Annotated in this window: 18 protein-coding genes; 7 read left to right on the plus strand and 11 right to left on the minus strand. The window is 67.0% G+C overall.

From position 1 onward, the window contains the following. Nucleotides 1-4: 4 nt before the first annotated feature. Complete coding sequence (locus QTI05_RS15190; RefSeq protein ID WP_286622075.1) at nucleotides 5-805, minus strand: hypothetical protein; 801 nt, start codon at nucleotides 803-805, stop codon at nucleotides 5-7. A 252-nt stretch (nucleotides 806-1,057) separates the two neighbouring features. Here QTI05_RS15190 and QTI05_RS15195 point away from each other — a divergent pair, with 252 nt between their 5' ends. Next, complete coding sequence (locus tag QTI05_RS15195; protein WP_286622076.1) at nucleotides 1,058-1,660, plus strand: hypothetical protein; 603 nt, start codon at nucleotides 1,058-1,060, stop codon at nucleotides 1,658-1,660. Between the two features lie 13 nt (nucleotides 1,661-1,673). Here QTI05_RS15195 and QTI05_RS15200 read toward each other — a convergent pair whose 3' ends face one another. The 7 genes from QTI05_RS15200 to QTI05_RS15230 form a co-directional block, all read right to left on the minus strand. Then, nucleotides 1,674-2,249, minus strand: a complete 576-nt coding sequence (locus tag QTI05_RS15200) for a DUF3299 domain-containing protein (protein WP_286622078.1) — start codon at nucleotides 2,247-2,249, stop codon at nucleotides 1,674-1,676. A gap of 20 nt (nucleotides 2,250-2,269) precedes the next feature. Further along, nucleotides 2,270-3,532, minus strand: coding sequence for an ABC transporter permease (locus tag QTI05_RS15205; RefSeq protein ID WP_286622079.1), 1,263 nt, complete (start codon nucleotides 3,530-3,532; stop codon nucleotides 2,270-2,272). After that, the gene (locus QTI05_RS15210) at nucleotides 3,529-4,251 is read right to left on the minus strand and encodes an ABC transporter ATP-binding protein (protein ID WP_286622080.1); all 723 of its coding nucleotides are present in this window, start codon (nucleotides 4,249-4,251) and stop codon (nucleotides 3,529-3,531) included. Before QTI05_RS15210 ends, QTI05_RS15205 begins: the two co-directional genes overlap by 4 nt. Further along, a complete protein-coding gene (locus QTI05_RS15215) occupies nucleotides 4,239-4,784 on the minus strand; it encodes a DUF2796 domain-containing protein (RefSeq protein ID WP_286622081.1) in 546 nt (181 codons plus the stop codon). The genes QTI05_RS15210 and QTI05_RS15215 overlap by 13 nt, the downstream gene beginning before the upstream one ends. 143 nt (nucleotides 4,785-4,927) lie before the next feature. Further along, the gene (locus QTI05_RS15220; RefSeq protein WP_286622082.1) at nucleotides 4,928-5,827 is read right to left on the minus strand and encodes a sulfurtransferase; all 900 of its coding nucleotides are present in this window, start codon (nucleotides 5,825-5,827) and stop codon (nucleotides 4,928-4,930) included. A 13-nt stretch (nucleotides 5,828-5,840) separates the two neighbouring features. Beyond that, nucleotides 5,841-6,764, minus strand: a complete 924-nt coding sequence (locus QTI05_RS15225) for a DMT family transporter (protein ID WP_286622083.1) — start codon at nucleotides 6,762-6,764, stop codon at nucleotides 5,841-5,843. Beyond that, entirely contained in the window at nucleotides 6,765-7,901 is a 1,137-nt protein-coding gene (locus QTI05_RS15230; protein ID WP_286622085.1) for an aromatic ring-hydroxylating oxygenase subunit alpha, read from the minus strand. 234 nt (nucleotides 7,902-8,135) lie between these two features. Here QTI05_RS15230 and xseB point away from each other — a divergent pair, with 234 nt between their 5' ends. The 4 genes from xseB (at nucleotide 8,136) to QTI05_RS15250 (ending at nucleotide 12,368) form a co-directional block, all read left to right on the plus strand. After that, the gene (gene xseB / locus QTI05_RS15235; RefSeq protein WP_286545727.1) at nucleotides 8,136-8,387 is read left to right on the plus strand and encodes an exodeoxyribonuclease VII small subunit; all 252 of its coding nucleotides are present in this window, start codon (nucleotides 8,136-8,138) and stop codon (nucleotides 8,385-8,387) included. Beyond that, nucleotides 8,384-9,301 carry a polyprenyl synthetase family protein gene (locus QTI05_RS15240; RefSeq protein WP_286545729.1) on the plus strand — a complete coding sequence of 306 codons (918 nt, stop codon included), beginning with the start codon at nucleotides 8,384-8,386 and terminating at the stop codon, nucleotides 9,299-9,301. Before xseB ends, QTI05_RS15240 begins: the two co-directional genes overlap by 4 nt. Nucleotides 9,302-9,311: 10 nt before the next feature. Then, a complete protein-coding gene (gene dxs, locus QTI05_RS15245; RefSeq protein ID WP_286622087.1) occupies nucleotides 9,312-11,195 on the plus strand; it encodes a 1-deoxy-D-xylulose-5-phosphate synthase in 1,884 nt (627 codons plus the stop codon). A 90-nt stretch (nucleotides 11,196-11,285) separates the two neighbouring features. Beyond that, entirely contained in the window at nucleotides 11,286-12,368 is a 1,083-nt protein-coding gene (locus tag QTI05_RS15250) for a TRAP transporter substrate-binding protein (RefSeq protein ID WP_286545732.1), read from the plus strand. Nucleotides 12,369-12,525: 157 nt separating this feature from the next. On the opposite strand, the gene QTI05_RS15255 is transcribed toward QTI05_RS15250, so the two are convergent. From QTI05_RS15255 to QTI05_RS15265, 3 genes are all read right to left on the minus strand, one after another. Continuing rightward, a complete protein-coding gene (locus QTI05_RS15255; RefSeq protein WP_286622088.1) occupies nucleotides 12,526-12,996 on the minus strand; it encodes a hypothetical protein in 471 nt (156 codons plus the stop codon). Between the two features lie 6 nt (nucleotides 12,997-13,002). Next, a complete protein-coding gene (locus QTI05_RS15260; protein ID WP_286622089.1) occupies nucleotides 13,003-14,541 on the minus strand; it encodes a TRAP transporter large permease in 1,539 nt (512 codons plus the stop codon). Between the two features lie 145 nt (nucleotides 14,542-14,686). Next, nucleotides 14,687-15,226 carry a TRAP transporter small permease subunit gene (locus tag QTI05_RS15265; RefSeq protein WP_286545735.1) on the minus strand — a complete coding sequence of 180 codons (540 nt, stop codon included), beginning with the start codon at nucleotides 15,224-15,226 and terminating at the stop codon, nucleotides 14,687-14,689. Nucleotides 15,227-15,360: 134 nt separating this feature from the next. Here QTI05_RS15265 and QTI05_RS15270 point away from each other — a divergent pair, with 134 nt between their 5' ends. After that, nucleotides 15,361-16,632, plus strand: a complete 1,272-nt coding sequence (locus QTI05_RS15270) for an SUMF1/EgtB/PvdO family nonheme iron enzyme (RefSeq protein WP_286545736.1) — start codon at nucleotides 15,361-15,363, stop codon at nucleotides 16,630-16,632. Nucleotides 16,633-16,655: 23 nt separating this feature from the next. Continuing rightward, complete coding sequence (locus QTI05_RS15275; RefSeq protein ID WP_286545737.1) at nucleotides 16,656-17,363, plus strand: DUF3053 domain-containing protein; 708 nt, start codon at nucleotides 16,656-16,658, stop codon at nucleotides 17,361-17,363. Nucleotides 17,364-17,366 lie beyond the last annotated feature (3 nt).

Genomic DNA, 17,366 nt, shown 5'->3' on the forward strand with positions numbered 1-17,366 from the left:
GCGTTCAGGTGCGCCGGTCGCCATGCAGCCGCCGGCCCAGCACCTGTTGCACCGCGTCCGAGGTGCGCTGGCCGAGCTTGCCATCCTCGCGCAGAAAGACGCCCGGAAAGCTGTTCAGGAACTGCTGCAATTCGACGCCGCGCGGCGATTCGGTCTGCGGCTGAAAGCGCAGTGCGGGCTTGCCCTGTTCGATCGCCCTGGCAAGCGGCGGACTGGTGGTGAACGAGGCCGCATCCACCACGCCACGCTCGGCCAGCCGGCGCAACAACGCTGCCGCGCCGACCTGCTTCGACTTCGCCGTGGCCGACCAGACCCCATCGGCCACGTACTTGCCGCTCACGTAGTGGTTGGTCATGCTCCAGAGGTAGGGGCTCTTCACGTCGGGGTGGTGGTTGCGGTAGCCCCAGCCGTTGTAGAGCTCCCACTTGAACAGGATGCCGGGCACCGACCAGTCGCTCCAGCTGTCGTACTTCTCGAAGCTCAATGCGTCGGCCGCGCTGGCTTCCCAGGTGAAGGGCGGTGCGCCGGTTGGCGGACGGCCCTTGGGAACCTGCACCGTGCGAGCAGTCAGCGGATCGCCGTTGTGCAGATGCCGGTCGAAGCGCAGGCCGGCCTCCAGGCTGTGCAGCACGCCGACCACGTACCACGGCACGCCGACCGGATTCGCCACGCCTTCGTAGCGCGACCGTGCCGCAATGATCCTGTCGGTTTGTGCATTGATTTCGGCCTGTTGCGCAGTGTTGATCTGGCAGCTGTCGAACAACGACTGGTACTCGGCGCGCAGCGCCTCGGTCAGCTTGGGCATGGCGTTCTCCTTTGCAGGCTTTTGCATTCTGGAGAAAGCCGCGCCGCGCGACCACTTGCCAATCAAGCTACTACCTATGGCTTAAGCGTGGCGGCCGCGTCATGAACGAGCCCATGCGCACACCCAGAGCGCGGTGAAATCCGTGACGTAGTGCCGAGCCAGATATGGCGGCTGCATCCAGAATCGGCCGGCCCGAAAAGAACCGACTGCCACGTCGGCGCAGGGGCTCCTTCGTCAAAAAAAATCAGGAACATGAAACTGTCACACATCCCCTCCCTCCGCCGCTTTGCTGCTTGCTCCGCACTGGCCACAGTCGCCCTCTTGTCCGGCTGCGCGACGCGACTGTCGCCTCCGATCACCGGCTACACCTGCTGCAACCTTCGCCCTGACTCGGGATGGCTCGCCAGCAGCAACTACCTGGGCGGCCCGATCCTGCCGGCCGGCGAGCCCGTTGTCATCGACACCGCGAAGCGCGACCAGTACTTCTACGGCACGATCGGCGGCGACTACATCTCGATGAGCGACGATTCGGCGCGCGGCAAGGAAGGCGGACAACGCTGGCTGCGCCAGATCGTCGTTCGCACCGACCCCAAGGCGGAACTGGCAAGCTGGAGCCCGGAAGTGCAGAGCGCCGTCTATTCCGCCAAGGTCGCCGTCGGCATGACGCGGCCCCAGGTGCTGATGGCCTTGAGCTATCCGTCGCCCAACGACACCAAGGATCTCAACGCCAATACCTGGCGCTACTGGACGACGCAGGAAGACGAGCCGGTCGACGTGCACTTCGGTGCCGACGGCACGGTCAGCAGCCTCTCGGGCAAGGCCGCTGCGGTGCGCATCCTCCAATTCAAGCGCTGACCTGCCTGAAATCCTACTTGGCGCCGCCGGTGTACTTCGTCACGCTGCTGGCGGTGATGTGGTAGCCGCTGACGCCCATCATCGAGTCGTTGCGGATGGTCTGCAGCTTGCCGGTGATCCAGATCGTGTCCATCGCGCGCAGGCCCTTGGTCGCGTTCGAGGTCTTCACGTGGATGATCTGGTTGGCCGGTGGCGGCGGCGTGTGGATGCAGGCGCCGAAGTAGGGCACCAGCAGGAACTCGCTGACCTGGCCGTTGTTTTCTTCGAGCGGCACCAGGAAGCCCGGGATCTTCACCTCGGTGCCGTTCAACGCGGGGTTGGTCGGCGCGTTGTTCGCGGCTTCCTGCAGCTTCATCAGCATGTCGTTGGCGCGCGGGTCGCTGTCGTCCAGCTTGCTCAGATCGATGCCCTTGAGAGCCTTCATCGGATCCCAGTCCTTCGGCACCAGTTCTTCCCATGCGATCAGCCGCGGCTGGCCGGCAGGGGTGGACGCGGGCTTGGCCGGCGCGGCCGCAGGCACCGGGTCGGCGGCCCAGGCGCCGGCAGCGAGCGCGGTGGCAATCAGGGCGGTGGCAGCAAGTCGCAGCATGGTGGTCAAGTCCTCCTGGATCAGATGCGGGGCGAGAGCCCGTCGGCCAGCGACAGCCGGTAGGCGCGAATGCCGGGCAGCAGGCTCGCGAGCCAGCCCGAGAGCAGCAGCGCAGCCAGCAGCGCCCACTCGTTGAGTGTAGGTTGCGACAGGTGCAGCGCGAGCCCGAACTGCGACTGCAGCCATGGCGAGAGCAGGGCGATGCCAAGCACCGCCATCAGCACGCCGAGCAGCACGCCCAGCAGCGTGACGATGGCGCCTTCGAGTGCCAGCAGCGCCAGCACATGGCGCAGGCTGGCACCGACCGCGCGCAGCACGGCGAGCTCGCGGCGGCGCTCGTTCAGGCCTGCCAGCACCACCGACACCAGGCCGGCCAGGCTCACCAGCGCCACCAGCGCCGACATCAGCATCAGCGCGTTCTCGCCGACGCCGACCACGCGCCACAGCTCGTCGAGCGCCACGCCGGGCAGAACCGCCATCAGCGGCTCGTCGGGGTAGGTCGAAACCCAGCGCTGCACCGAGAACACGGCGGCGCGGTTCTTCAGGCCGACCAGTGCGGCCGTCACGTTCTTCGGCGTCAGGTCGAACTTGCGCACCTGCTCGGCCGGGATCTTCACGCCCGGCATCGGCGCGCCGCCGATCCAGTCGAGGTGGATCGCTTCCATCGCGTTGAGCCCGATGTGCACCGTGCGATCGACCGGCGTGCCCGTGCGTGCCAGCACGCCGACCACGGTGAAGGGCTTGTCGGCATGCTCGGCCAGGTTGAGCTCGCCGCTGCCGTGTGCCAGCGTGATCTTGCGGCCGACGTGGTAGCCGAGCTGATCGGCCACCTCGGCGCCGACCACCGCATCGAACAGTTCGCTGAAGGGCTTGCCCTCGCGCAACACCAGCGGCTGCCTGTTGCCGTAGCGGAAATGCTCGAAGTATTCGGGCGTGGTCGCCAGCACCGCAAAGCCGCGGTGCGAGTCGCCGAGCGACAGCGGCACCACCCAGTCGACGCCCTTGTGCGCAGCCAGTGCCTGCACGCTCTTCCACGACACGTTGTTGGTGGCCGCGCCGATGCGGAACACCGAGTACAGCAGCAACTGCGTCGATCCGGTGCGCGCGCCGACGATCAGGTCGGTGCCCGACACCGACGACGAGAAGTTCTGCCGCAGTTCGGTGCGGATGCGCTCCACGCCGAGCAGCAGAAAGGTCGACAGCGCAATCGACAGCAGCGTAAGCGCGAGCGTGAAGCGCCGGTTCCAGGCGCTGCGCCAGGCAATGCCAACGAGCGCGCTCATATCGCGGCCGCGGGCGTGGCTGCCCTGTTGATCTCGGGCAGCAGCACATGCCGGCTGAAGCGCTGGGCGATGCGCCGGTCATGGCTCACGAACACCAGCGCGCTGTGGTTTGCCTGGCAGGCGCTCAGCAAGGTGTCGAGAAAGGCCTCGCGCCGGTCTTCGTCGAGCGCCGATGTGGGCTCGTCGGCAATGACGAGTTCGGGCTGGCCAATCAGCGCGCGCGCTGCTGCCACGCGCTGCTGTTGGCCGACCGAAAGCTGCAGGGCCTGGCGCTGCCAGAGCGAGCGGTCGAGCCCCATGCGCGCGAGCAGTTGTTCGGCCTGCGCGCGCGGGGTGCCGTCGCGCGATGCCTGCTCGGCACGCCGCGCCGAGAAGCGGCAGGGCAGCAGCACGTTGTCGATCACGCTCAGGTAGGGCAGCAGGTTGAACTGCTGGAAGATGTAGCCCACATGCGCCACGCGGTAGCGGTCGCGCCGGCTGCCAGAGAGTTCGGCCCAGTCATGGCCGAGCAGCATCGCGCGGCCCGAATCGGCCACCAGCACTCCCGCCATCAGAGACAGCAGCGTGCTCTTGCCGCAGCCGCTCGGCCCGTGCAGGAACACGGCCTCGCCGGCGTTCACCGAGAACGCTTCGATGTCGATCACCGGTGCCGGGCTGCCGGGCCAGGCAAAGCGCAACTGCTCGACGCCGAGAACCGGGGGCACCGTCACTTGCCCCATGCAAGGCGCTTGGCCGGCCGCTTCAGGGTGCGCTGGTACTGGCCGTCGGGCGTCGCGATCTGCACGTCGATCTGGCGCACGTTGCGGAATGCCTCGAACAGAGCAATGTCGATGAAGCGCGCCTGCACCGGGCTGCGGCATTCGAAGGTGAAGCTGCCTTCCAGGTCGGCATGGCCCGCGGGCTCGCCGGCCTTGGCCTGGCCGAGGCCGAGCACCGGCGCATCGAGATCGACCTGGCCCAGCTTGCAGTCGGCAGCCGGATCGATGGCAAAGAGCTTGTCGGCGGCACGCAGTTGCGCCACGGCCTGCTGCGCGGTCTTGCGCTCGGCGTCGGTGCGCGGTGCGCGCTCGAAGCCGACGATGTTGTCGAGCGGCGAGTCGATGCTGACGGTGAGGGTCTGCACGTCGACCGCCACATCGAGCTTGAGCTGGCCATGCACATGGGCATGTTGCGCGGGCTGGGCCGCGGCGGGGGCGATGCAGAGTGCGAGGGCCACAGGCAGGCCCCCAGCGAAGCGGAACAAAGGGTTCATGGAAGGCAGGACTTTCAACGACAGACCGCGCGCGGAAGGCGCTGCGGGCGTCGCTGTGTGAGTGTGCCTTGTGGCGCCGGTTCCCGCGAGACCCGCGTGTGTTGCAACGCTGACCGGCGGCTGACCCGGCAAGGGTGCCTGGCTCAGCCGCGCTCCACCGGCCGCGCCGGGTTGCTGCACCACTCGCTCCAGCTTCCGGCGTACAGGCCCGTCGGCGCAAAGCCTGCGATGCGCATGGCCAGCAGGTTCGGCACGGCACTCACGCCGCTGCCGCACTGGTGCACCACGCCGGCCGGGTCGCGTCCGGCCAGCAGCGCATCGAACTCCTCGCGCAGTTGCGCAGCCGGCTTGAAGCGGCCGTCGGCACCGATGTTCTGGCTGAAGGGCCGGTTCAGCGCGCCGGGGATATGGCCGGCAACCGGATCGAGCGGCTCGACCTCGCCGCGATAGCGTGGCGCTGCGCGTGCGTCGATCACGGTCTGGCCCGCGTCGCCAAGGTGGGCCAGCACGGTGTCGGTCACCACCAGCTGCGCACGCTCCGCGCCGAGCACGAAGTTCGATTGAAAGTGCGTCGGCTCCTCGCGTCCCGTCACTTCGCCGCCGGCCGCCTGCCAGGCCTGAAGCCCGCCGTCGAGCACGGCCACCGCGTCGTGTCCGGCCCATTGCAGCATCCACCACAGGCGGCCACAGTAGTTGGCACCGTTGCGGTCATACACCACGGCCTGCATGTCGTTGGCAAAGCCCACGCTCGACAGCCACTCGGCAAAACGCTGACGGCTCGGCAGCGGATGGCGGCCTCCCGAGGCCGGCAAGCCCTGGTCGGTCGCAGCGATCACGGTGCCGCTCTTGCCCGGCGCGCCATGCGGTGCGCTGAGGTCGGTGTCGAGGTTCGCATACACCGCGCCGGGGATGTGGGCTGCGGCGTACTGCTGCGCGCCGGCATGCGGCTGGGCCAGGTCGAAGCTGCAGTCGAAAACCATCAGCGGCGCGCCGCTGGCTTGCAGCGACTGCAGTTGTGGGACGGAAATCAGGGTCGTGTACATCGCTCGAATTCCTTCAATGTTCTTCGGCCGGGGCCTTCGGGACTGCGCGCTGGCGCAGCACGGTGGCCGCAATGCCGCTGCCCACGATCAGTGCCATGCCGGCCCAGCCCCACGTGTCGATGCGGTCGCCGAACAGCAGCACGCTGTAGAACGCGGCGAACACAATGCCCGAGTACTGGAGGTTGGCCACCAGCAGGGTGCCGCCTTCGGTCTTGGCGGTGGAATAGGCGCGCGTCATGCAGAGCTGTCCGAGCGCGGCCAGCACGCCCACCGGCAGCAGCCACAGCGCCTGGATGCCGGGCCACTCCGAGAAGCCGCCGAACACCGTCGCAATCCCGCCGGCCACGGCGGAGCCCAGCGCAAAGTAGAACACCGTGCGCGCTTCGGGCTCGCCGAGCTTCGACAGAGCCACCACCTGCATGTAGGCGAAGGCGGCGGTCAGGCCCGACAGCAGGCCGATCAGGCCGGCAAAGGCCTGCCTGTCGCCCAGCGTGGGCCGCAGCATCATCACCACGCCGGCAAAACCGGCCACCACCGTGAGCACCAGCGGGCCTTGCAGGGGCGGGCGCTCGACGCGGCCGTCGCGCCCCGGAAGCGGCACCCAGGCCAGCAGCGCGCCGCCGATCAGGAACACCGCGATCCACACGCTGCTCATGTAGTTGAGCGTCATCGAAGTGGCCAGCGGCAGGTGCGCAATCGCATAGAACCAGGCGCCCAGCGACACCACGCCGATCAGGCTGCGCCAGGCGTGCATGCCGGGGTATCGCGTGGCGAGCGACACGCCGCGGCTGCGCGCCAGCAGCGCCAGAAACACGATGCCGATGAGGCCGCGGTAGAACACCAGTTCCGCACTGCTGAACCACACCGAGGCGATCTTCACGCACACGCCCATGGTGGCGAAGATCAGTGCGGCCAGCACCATCCAGAGCGCTTGCATTCAGCTCAGCATCGTGCGTCGGTACCACTCATGGAAGTGCTGCATGCCGTCTTCCATCGGGCTCTGGTAGGGGCCGCTCTCGTCGTCGCCGCGCAGCATCAGCGCGCGCCGGCCGGCATCCATGCGCTCGGCGATCTCGTCGTCCTCCACGCAGGTCTCCATGTAGGCGGCCTGCTGTGCTTCGACGAAGTCGCGCTCGAAGGCGACGATTTCCTCGGGGTAGAAGAACTCCACCATGTTGAGCGTTTTCTGCGGGCCGATCGGGTGCAGCGTCGATACCGTGAGCACGTGCGGATACCACTCGACCATCACGTTCGGATAGCAAGTGAGCCAGATCGCGCCGTACTTCGGGGGCTTGCCTTCGCGGTACTGCAGCAGCTGCTCCTGCCATTTCTGGTAGACCGGGCTGCCGGCCCGGCCCAGGCGGTTGGCCACGCCCACGGTCTGCACGGAGTACTTCTCGCCGAACTCCCAGCGCAGGTCTTCGCAGGCGACGAAGCTGCCGAGGCCCGGATGGAACGGGCCGACGTGGTAGTCCTCCAGATAGACCTCGATGAAGGTCTTCCAGTTGTAGTTGCACTCGTGCAGCTCGACGCGGTCGAATGCGTAGCCCGAAAAATCGAGGTCGGCGCGCGGGCCGAGCCGGGCCAGGTCGGTCGCGATGCGGCGCCGTGCCTCGCCGGCGCCGGTTTCGAACAGCAGGCCGTTCCACTCCTCGAGCGGGTAGTTGTGCAGGTTCAGGCAGGGGTCTTGCGCAAAATGCGGCGCACCGATCAGCGTGCCGGTGGTGCGTGCATCGGCCGCTGCATACGTCCAGCGGTGCAGCGGGCAGACGATGTTGCCGCCGGTCTGCGGGTCGAGCCCGCCGCGGCCCTGGAGGATCACGGCCTGGCGATGCCGGCAGACGTTGGAGATCAGCTCCACGCCCTTGGGCGTGTGCACCAGCGCGCGGCCCTCGTGCTCCTGCGGCAGCGTGTGGAAATTGCCCGGTTCGGGCACGGCAAGGCGATGGCCCACATAGCGCGGCCCGTCGGCGAACAGCGTGGCCATCTCGCGGGCGTAGAGCGCCTCGTCGAAATAGGCAGAAACGTGAAGAGGACTTGCGGCCTGCTGCAGCTGAAGACTTAAATCAGACATGGAAGACCTGACCAAGCTCCCCACAGGGAGAAAAAGGGTACGGGAGACGCCGTTGCGAAGGCTGGAACGGCCCGAAATCGACGCCGGTGCGTTGCCGGCGGGGGGAAGGCGGATTGTACCCGCCGGGGGGATTCCGGCCCTTGATTCAACCGGCAGGCCCGTGCGGCCCGGGCCCGGCGGCGGCCGAAGCTGCCCCCGCCCTAAAATGCCCCGTTTGACCCCACGAGCCCCCGCATGCCCAAGGTGCCTTCCCCCGCCGCCTCTCCGCCGGCCGCCCCGCTGCCGGCCAGCTACGAAGCCGGCCTGCAGGAACTCGAACAACTGGTTGCGGCGCTCGAGTCCGGCCAGTTGCCGCTCGACCAATTGCTTGGAAGCTACCAGCGCGGTGCGGTGCTGCTGCAGTTCTGCCGCGACAAGCTGCAGGCGGTGGAAGACCAGATCAAGGTGCTCGATGCAGGAAGCCTGAAGGCCTGGGCACCCGAATGACGCTGGACACTGTGGAAGCGTGGGACGCGGCCCGGCTGGCCGCCTGGAGCGAACCGTTGCTGGCGCAGGTCGAATCGGCGCTGTCGCGCTGGGTCGGCGTCGATTCGCCGGTGCAGTTGGGCGAGGCAATGCGCTATGCGGTGCTCGATGGCGGCAAGCGCCTGCGGCCGCTGCTGGTGTTGGCCGCGAACGAGGCGGTCGGCGGCGATGCACAGGCCGCCCTGCGTGCCGCCTGCGCCACTGAACTGATCCATGCCTATTCGCTGGTGCACGACGATTTGCCGTGCATGGACAACGACATCCTGCGCCGCGGCAAGCCCACGGTGCATGTGAAATTCGGCGAGGCCGGCGCGCTGCTGGCTGGCGACGCGCTGCAGGCGCTGGCCTTCGAACTGCTCACGCCCGGCGACGGCAGCGTGGCCTGCGCCGTGCAGGCGCGCCTGTGCCGCCTGTTGGCCGGCGCGGCCGGCAGCCAGGGCATGGCCGGCGGCCAGGCGATCGACCTGGCCAGCGTGGGCCTCGCATTGGACGAGGCGCAACTGCGCCAGATGCACCGGCTCAAGACCGGCGCGCTGTTGCAGGGCAGCGTCGAGATGGGCGCGGCCTGCGCCGAAGGCGTTGCGGCCGATGCATTGGCCGCACTGCGCGACTACGGCGCCGCGCTGGGCCTGGCGTTCCAGGTGGTCGACGACATCCTCGACGTGGTGGCCGACTCGGCAACGCTCGGCAAGACGGCCGGCAAGGACGCCGAGAACGATAAGCCGACCTATGTTTCACTGCTCGGCCTTGACGGCGCGCGTGCCCGCGCCCAGGGCCTGCTGGCCGAGGCGCTGGCCGCTCTGGCGCGCAGCGGCCTGGCCGATACGGCGGCGCTGCGCGCGCTGGCGCACATGGTCGTGGACCGCGACCGATAAGAAGACAATCATGGCTCCGCTGCTCCCCACCCTGAACGACCCCTCGGCGCTGCGCCGCTTCGACCGCGCCCAGCTCAAGCAGCTGGCCGACGAGGTGCGCGACTGCGTGCTCGACAACGTCTCGCGCACTGGCGGCCACCTGAGCTCCAACCTCGGCACAGTCGAGCTCACCGTCGCGCTGCACCATGTGTTCAACACGCCGCACGACCGCCTGGTGTGGGACGTGGGCCACCAGACCTATCCGCACAAGATCCTGACCGGCCGGCGCGAGCGCATGCCCACGCTGCGCCAGCAGGGCGGCATCTCGGGCTTTCCGCAGCGCGCCGAGAGCGAGTACGACACCTTCGGCACCGCCCACTCGTCGACCAGCATCTCGGCCGCGCTCGGCATGGCCATGGCGGCCAAGCAGAAGGGCGAGGAGCGCCACGCGATCGCGATCATCGGCGACGGTGCGCTCACGGCCGGCATGGCCTTCGAGGCGCTCAACAACGCCGGCGTGTGCGACTGCAAGCTGCTGGTGATCCTGAACGACAACGACATGTCGATCAGCCCGCCGGTCGGGGCGCTGAACCGCTACCTCGCGCAGCTCATGAGTGGCCAGTTCTACGCTGCGGCCAAGAACGTCGGCAAGACCGTGCTGCGCGGCGCGCCGCCGCTGTTCGAGCTGGCCAAGCGCCTCGAACAGCATGCCAAGGGCATGGTGGTGCCGGCCACCCTGTTCGAGCAGTTCGGCTTCAACTACGTGGGCCCGATCGACGGGCACGACCTCGACTCGCTGATCCCAACGCTCGAGAACCTCAAGCATCTCAACGGGCCGCAGTTCCTGCACGTGGTGACCAAGAAGGGGCAGGGCTACAAGCTGGCCGAGGCCGACCCGGTGGCCTATCACGGGCCCGGCAAGTTCGATCCGTCGGTCGGGCTCGTCAAGCCGGCCACCGCGCCCAAGCAAACCTTCACCCAGGTGTTCGGCCACTGGCTCTGCGACATGGCGGCCCACGACGGCCGGCTGGTCGGCATCACGCCGGCGATGCGCGAAGGTTCGGGCATGGTCGAGTTCGAGCAGCGCTTTCCGGGCCGCTACTACGACGTCGGCATCGCCGAGCAGCATGCCGTGACCTTTGCTGCGGGCCTGGCCTGCGAAGGGCTGAAGCCGGTGGTCGCGATCTATTCCACCTTCCTGCAGCGCGCCTACGACCAGTTGATTCACGACGTGGCGATCCAGAACCTGCCGGTGGTGTTTGCACTCGACCGTGCCGGGCTGGTCGGTGCCGACGGCGCCACGCATGCGGGTGCCTACGACATCGCCTACTTGCGCTGCATCCCGAACATGTCGATCGCCTGTCCGGCCGACGAGGCCGAGTGCCGGCAACTGCTGTCCAGCGCCTACGCGCAGAACCACCCGGTGGCGGTGCGCTACCCGCGCGGCGCCGGCGCTGGCGTCACGCCGCATCTCACGCTCGATGCGCTGCCTTACGGCCGCGGCGAGATCCGCCGGCAAGGCGCGGGCGTCGCGATCCTCGCCTTCGGCACCTTGCTGTATCCGGCGCTGAAGGCGGCCGAAGCGCTGGGTGCGACGGTGGTCAACATGCGGTGGGCCAAGCCGCTCGATGTCGATCTGCTGCTGCGGGTCGCGGCATCGCACGAAGCGATCGTCACGCTGGAAGAAGGCGCCGTCATGGGCGGTGCCGGCAGTGCCGTCAGCGAAGCGCTGCAGGCGGCCGGCGTCATGAAGCCGGTGCTGCAGTTGGGCCTGCCGGACCAGTTCATCGAACATGGTGATCCGGCGAAGCTGCTGGCCGGCATCGGGCTCGATGCCAAGGGCATCGAGCAATCGGTCACGCAGCGCTTCGGTACGGTGCTTTCCGCAGGGAAAACCCCCCCCGGCGCGTTGTAAGCACTTTTTACAATCGCACGGGCTCAAAAAGTCTCGTGACGCGACCACAAGTCGCGTCTTTGTTTTTCAATGCACTCGGAGTGAATCTCAATGGATCGTCGTTCCCTTATCAAGAATGCTGGCATCGCCGGCGTCCTCGCTGCAGGCATCGCGCCAGCAGTCCATGCGCAGGCCGCTGTCCGCTGGCGTCTGGCTTCCAGCTTTCCGAAGCCGCTTGACACGATCTATGGCGGCGCCGAAGTCTTCTCCAATGCAGTCAAGGCCATGTCGGGCGGCAAGTTCGAGATCTCGGTGCATGCGGCTGGCGAGCTGATGCCGGCTTTCGGCGTGGTCGACGGCGTGCAGCAGGGTTCGGTCGAAGCCTGCCACACGGTGCCTTACTACTTCTACGGCAAGAACCCGGCCTTCGCGCTCGGTTCGGCCATTCCGTTCGGCATGAACGCGCGCCAGATGAACGCGTGGATGATGCACGGCAACGGCCGCAAGCTGATGGACGAGTTCTACGGCACCTACGGGATGGTGAGCTTCAACGGCGGCAACACCGGCACGCAGATGGGCGGCTGGTTCCGCAAGGAAATCAAGACCCCGGCCGACCTCAAGGGCCTGAAGATGCGCCTCGGCGGCGGCCTGGTGGGCGACGTGATGACCAAGATGGGCGTGGTGCCGCAAAGCATTCCGGGCGGTGAGATCTATCAGGCGCTGGAAAAGGGCACGATCGACGCGGCCGAATGGGTGGGCCCGTACGACGACCAGAAGCTCGGCTTCAACAAGGTCGCGCCGCACTACTACTACCCGGGCTGGTGGGAAGGTGGCCCGGAGGTCGACTTCTTCATCAACAAGAAGGCTTTCGACGCCTTGTCGCCCGAGAACAAGGCCATCATCGCGGCTGCTTCGGCACATGCCTCGCAGGACATGCTGGCCAAGTACGATGCCCGCAACCCCACCGCGCTCAAGCAGCTGATCGGCGCCAAGATCAAGCTGCTGCCTTTCAGCAAGGAAATCCTCGACGCATCGTTCAAGGCTTCCCAGCAGGTCTACGAAGAGAACGGCGCCAAGAGCCCCGAGTGGAAGAAGATCTACGCCGACTTCCAGACCTTCCAGCGCGACCAGGTGGCGTGGTTCCGTGTTGCCGAAGGCCGCTTCGACAGCTACATGCAGTCTGTGAAGTTGTAGCTCGCCCCCAGGCCCCCAGGTTGGGCGCACTTCGTGTCGCCCGCCCACCCCCTGACCGGGGGCAACACCTGCGGCCCGGCGAAGCCGGTTCCGCGGTGTTTCTGGAACAAGAAAAAACCGCGCATTGCGCGGTTTTTTCTTTGGTGTCTGCTTCGCTTCAGAGCTTGCGTGCCTGCTTGAGCTCGGCAATCAGGCGCTCGAATTCGGCGATGAGTTCCGGCGTGGCCGCATAGAACACCGCGAACTTGCCGACCAGCGTGCGCACATAGAGCCGCGGCGCAATCAGCCAGTCGAGCCCGCGCACGCGGATCAGCTTGCCGAAGGCGAGGTCGTCGAGTGCCATGTGCTTGTCCCAGATCCAGCGCTGGTGCAGGCCCTCGCGGTCGATGCGGGTTCGGCTGGTCATGATGTGGAACCAGGTCCAACCCATCAGCGCAATGCCGGCGAGGAACCAGCCAAGGCCGCCGGTCTTGGCGGTGCCCAGGGCGCCCACCGACCAGAGCTGCGCCAGCCAGAAGGCGCAGCCGCCCACGATCACGGTGGCCAGCAGCTTGAAGGGCAGCGAGAACGCCTGGCCTTCGACCGCATTGCCCCCCGACGGTTCGAAACGAAACGGTGCCGGACCCAAGAGCGCCTACTTCTTCTCGGGTTCGGTGCCGGGGGCAGGAGCGGCCGGTGCCTCTTCCTTGGGCGCATCGCCGAAGGGGTTTTCGCCGCCACCGCTGCTGCTGCCTTCGCTGGAGTTCGAGTTCATGTCGTCCGCCGGCACCTCGATCTGCACCTTGTCGGTGTCGATCTTCTCTTCCGTGGGCAGGAACATCGTCACCGTCTGCGGCACGAAGATCACGATCGCGACCAGGATCAGCTGCATCAGCACCCAGGGAATCGCGCCCATGTAGATGTCGTTCGACAACACCGGTTTGGCGATCCGCTTCTCCTTGAACAGCGTGTCCGCAATGCCTCGCAAATAGAACAGCGCAAAGCCGAACGGCGGATGCATGAAGCTGGTCTGCATGTTCACGCACAGCAGCACGCCGAACCACACCAGGTCGATGCCGAGCTTGGCCGCCACCGGGCCCAGCATCGGCAGGATGATGAAGGCGATCTCGAAGAAGTCGAGAAAGAAGGCCAGGAAGAAGATGAACAGGTTGACGACGATCAGGAAGCCGATCTGCCCGCCCGGCAGGCCCGTCAGCAGGTGCTCGACCCACTTGGCGCCGTCCACGCCCTGGAACACCAGCGAGAACACGCGTGCGCCGATCAGGATGAACACCACCATGGCGGTGAGCCGCATGGTGCCGACCATGGCTTCCCAGATCAGTGTGAGCGTCAGCCGCTTGTGGATCGCCGCCAGGATCAGCGCGCCGACCACGCCCATGGCGCCGGCTTCGGTCGGTGTGGCGATCGCTGTATCAATACCCGGCAGGCCGCCCATGGAGCCCAGCACCGCGAAGATCAGGATGGCCGATGGAATGATGCCGCGCAGGCATTTGGCCCATAGCTTGGGGCCGCTGAGCGTACGGGCCGTCTTGGGAATGCCCGGAATGTGGTGCGGCTTGATGATGCCGAGCATGAAGGTGTAGCCCGCGAAGATCAGCACCTGAAGGATCGACGGGCCCCAGGCGCCGCGGTACATGTCGCCGACCGAGCGGCCCAGCTGGTCGGCCATGACGATCAGCACCAGCGAAGGCGGCACCAGCTGCGTGATGGTGCCGGATGCTGCCAGCACGCCGGTGGCGTAACGCATGTTGTAGCCGTAGCGGATCATCACCGGCAGCGAGATCAGCGCCATCGCGATCACCTGGCCCGCCACCGTGCCGGTGATGGCGCCGAGGATGAAGCCCACGATGATCACCGAGTAGCCGAGGCCGCCCTTAACCGTGCCGAACAGCTGGCCCATCGAGTCGAGCATGTCTTCGGCGAGCCCGCACTTTTCGAGGATGGCGCCCATGAAGGTGAAGAACGGGATCGCCAGCAACAGGTCGTTCGACAGGATGCCGAAGATGTTGATGGGCAGGTTCTCCATGAACACCGCCGGGAACCAGCCCATCTGGATCGCGAAGAAGCCGGAGGCCATGCCCAGCGCGGCCAGCGAGAACGCCACCGGGAAGCCGATCAGCATGATCAGCACCAGCCCGCCGAACATGATCGGCGCAAAGTTTTCCATCTGCATATCTGTGCTGTCCTGTAGTTCTAGTTGTTCGCTGCGATGCCCGTTCGGGGAAACACCGCGGAACCGGCTTTGCCGGGCCGCTGGTGTTGCCCCCTTGAGGGGGAGGCGGCTACACGAAGTGAGCCGCTTCGGGGGTGGGTCGAATTCACTGCACCGGCTTTTCGTAGTGCGTGTCCATCTCGATCAGGCCCATCAGGTAGGCGATGCGCTTGATCACCTCCGACACGCCCTGCAGGAACATCAATGCAAAGCCCAGCGGCAGCAGCATCATGGCCGGCCAGCGGATCAGGCCGCCCGAATTGTTCGACATTTCGCCGGACAGCAGCATGCTGTAGAACAGCGGCCAGCTGAGCCAGGCGATGATGCCCATCACCGGCAGCAGAAAACAGAGCAGCCCGAACAGATCCACGTAGACCGCGCCATGGCCCTTGAGCTTGCCGTAGATGATGTCCACGCGCACATGCTCGTTGAGCTTGAGCACCACCGGCGCGCCGAGCATGACCGTGGCGGCGAACAGGTACCACTGGATTTCGAGCCAGGCGTTGGAGCTGTTGTTGAGGCCGAAGCGCACGAAGGCATTGCCCGCGGAGATCAGCGCGGCGGCCATCACCGTGAACGCGGCAACCTTGCCGAGCTGAGTGCTGATCCAGTCCATCCAGAGCGAAAACTTGAGAAGTGCGGACAAGGGTGTCTCCCGACCAGATGACGAAAATGTGCGGCCCCGCGGGCCATCGGCACAAAGCCCGCAATGGTAACGCCGCCATGCTGCGCGGCTGCTGACCTCTGTCGGGGGGTTTCCCTGAGCACCATAATGAGGCGATGGCTGCGCCGCTTTCCCTGCCGCAATCGATCGATTCGCCCGACATGCGCCGGGCCGGCCGCGAACTGCTCTCCCTGGCGCTGATCGACGCGCGCAACCACACGCTGCACCTGCTCTCGCTCTACGAAGATGCGCTCGGCTCGGCCACGTTGCCGGTCGAGCGGGGCGAGGGCGTGCTGCCGCCGATCTGGCTGGCCGGCCACATCGGCTGGTTCGCCGAATGGTGGATCGCGCGCAACACGCAGCGCGCCTTCGGCATCGACTGCCCGGTTCGGCCCACGCGGCTGGCGGCGATCGAGCCGCAGGCCGACGACTGGTGGAACCCGCACCAAGGCGGCGCCGAGCGGCCCTGGTCACCCGACCTGCCGGATCTGGGGCAGACCAAGGCCTACCTGCTCGAGACGCTGGAAGGCACGCTCGAGCTGCTCGAGCGCGCGGCCGAGACCGACGCCGGCCTCTACTTCTACCGGCTGGCGTTGTTCCATGAAGACCTGCGCGGCGAACAACTGGTGGTGATGGCGCAGACCCTGGGCCTGCGGTTCGACATTGAGCTGGCGCCGGCCCCGCCGCCGGGTGAGCCCCTGCTGGTGCCGTCTACGCTGTGGGAACTCGGCCTGCCGGCGCGTGGCTTTTCGTTTGCGCAGGAGCAGGGCGCGCACGAAGTGGATGTGCCCGAATTCGAGATCGACGCGCAGCCTGTCACCTGGAGCCAGTTCGTCGAGTTCGTGGACGATGGCGGTTATGACCGCAGCGAGTTCTGGCATCCCGAGGGCGGTTGGGACTGGCTGGCGCAGCAGGCCGGCGAGGGGCGGCGCGGTCCGCGGCATGTCGAGCAGATCGGCGCGGCGCACCACGGCACCGGCGGCTCGGTGCTGCAGCACCGGTTCGGGCGCACCGTGCGTGCCGCCGGCCACCAGAGCGCGGTGCACCTGAGCTGGTGGGAGGCCGACGCCTGGGCCCGCTGGGCCGGCCGCCGCATTGCGACCGAGGTCGAATGGGAGATTGCGGCACACACCGCGGCACGCCGTGGTTTCCGCTGGGCCGATGTGCACGAATGGACAGCCGGCACGCTGAAGCCATGGCCCGGCTACCGCACCGACCCGTGGAGCGCAGGCGGCGAGTTCGACCCGGAGCCGGCCTTCTACCAGGCCCGCGTGCTGCGCGGGGCGTCGCTCGCAACCCGCGCGCGCCTGCGTTCGCCCAAGGCGCGCGGCTTTGCAATGCCGGGGCGAGACAATGGATTTTTCGGGTTTCGCACCTGCACGCTTTGACCACAACGAGGAGAGATCGCACCATGGCTTTGATTCAACGCACGCTCGGCGTCGTCCTGCTGCTGGCGCTGGGCTTCGCGCTCACCGCCTGCGGCAACAAGGAGGCCGAGCAGCGCACCGCCTTCACCACCTTCCTGCAGACCCGCATCCTCGACAAGCCCGGCGTGCATGTGCCCAAGCTCACCGATGCCGAGAAGGCCTCGTTCGGTGACTATGCGCAGCACTACGCGGTCATCACCGACTTCAACGACGGCATGAACAAGTCGATCAGCCAGCCGATGCAGGCGATCATGGCCAAGGGCGGGCTGCGCTCCATCGGCGATATCGTCACGCGGCGCGACGACCTGCAGACGGCGCGCGAAGCCATGGCCGCGCTGCGCGGCGCGCTCGACCAGCAGCTCGCCACGGCCGAAACCGCCCGCACCAAACTCAAGCAGCCCGACGACCTGAAGGCGGTCTACGACAAGGCCTATGAAAGAACCGTGAGCACGCCGGCCAGCACCTTCAAGGAGGTGTTTCCGGCGGTCGACGCGGTGTTCGGCCATGGGCTGAAGATCGCCGACTACATCAAGCAGAACAGCAGCAAGATCCAGATCAGCGGTGCCTCGGTGCAGGTGAGCGACCCGGCGGTTCAGACCCGGCTGAACGAGATGTTCCAGCAATTGGGCAGCCAGTCGGCCGCCATCAATACGGCGCAGCGCAAGTTGCAGGCCGTGCTGCGCGGCTCCTGAGGA

Source organism: Variovorax fucosicus (assembly GCF_030316825.1).
In the GTDB taxonomy this organism is placed as follows: Bacteria; Pseudomonadota; Gammaproteobacteria; order Burkholderiales; family Burkholderiaceae_C; genus Variovorax; species Variovorax fucosicus.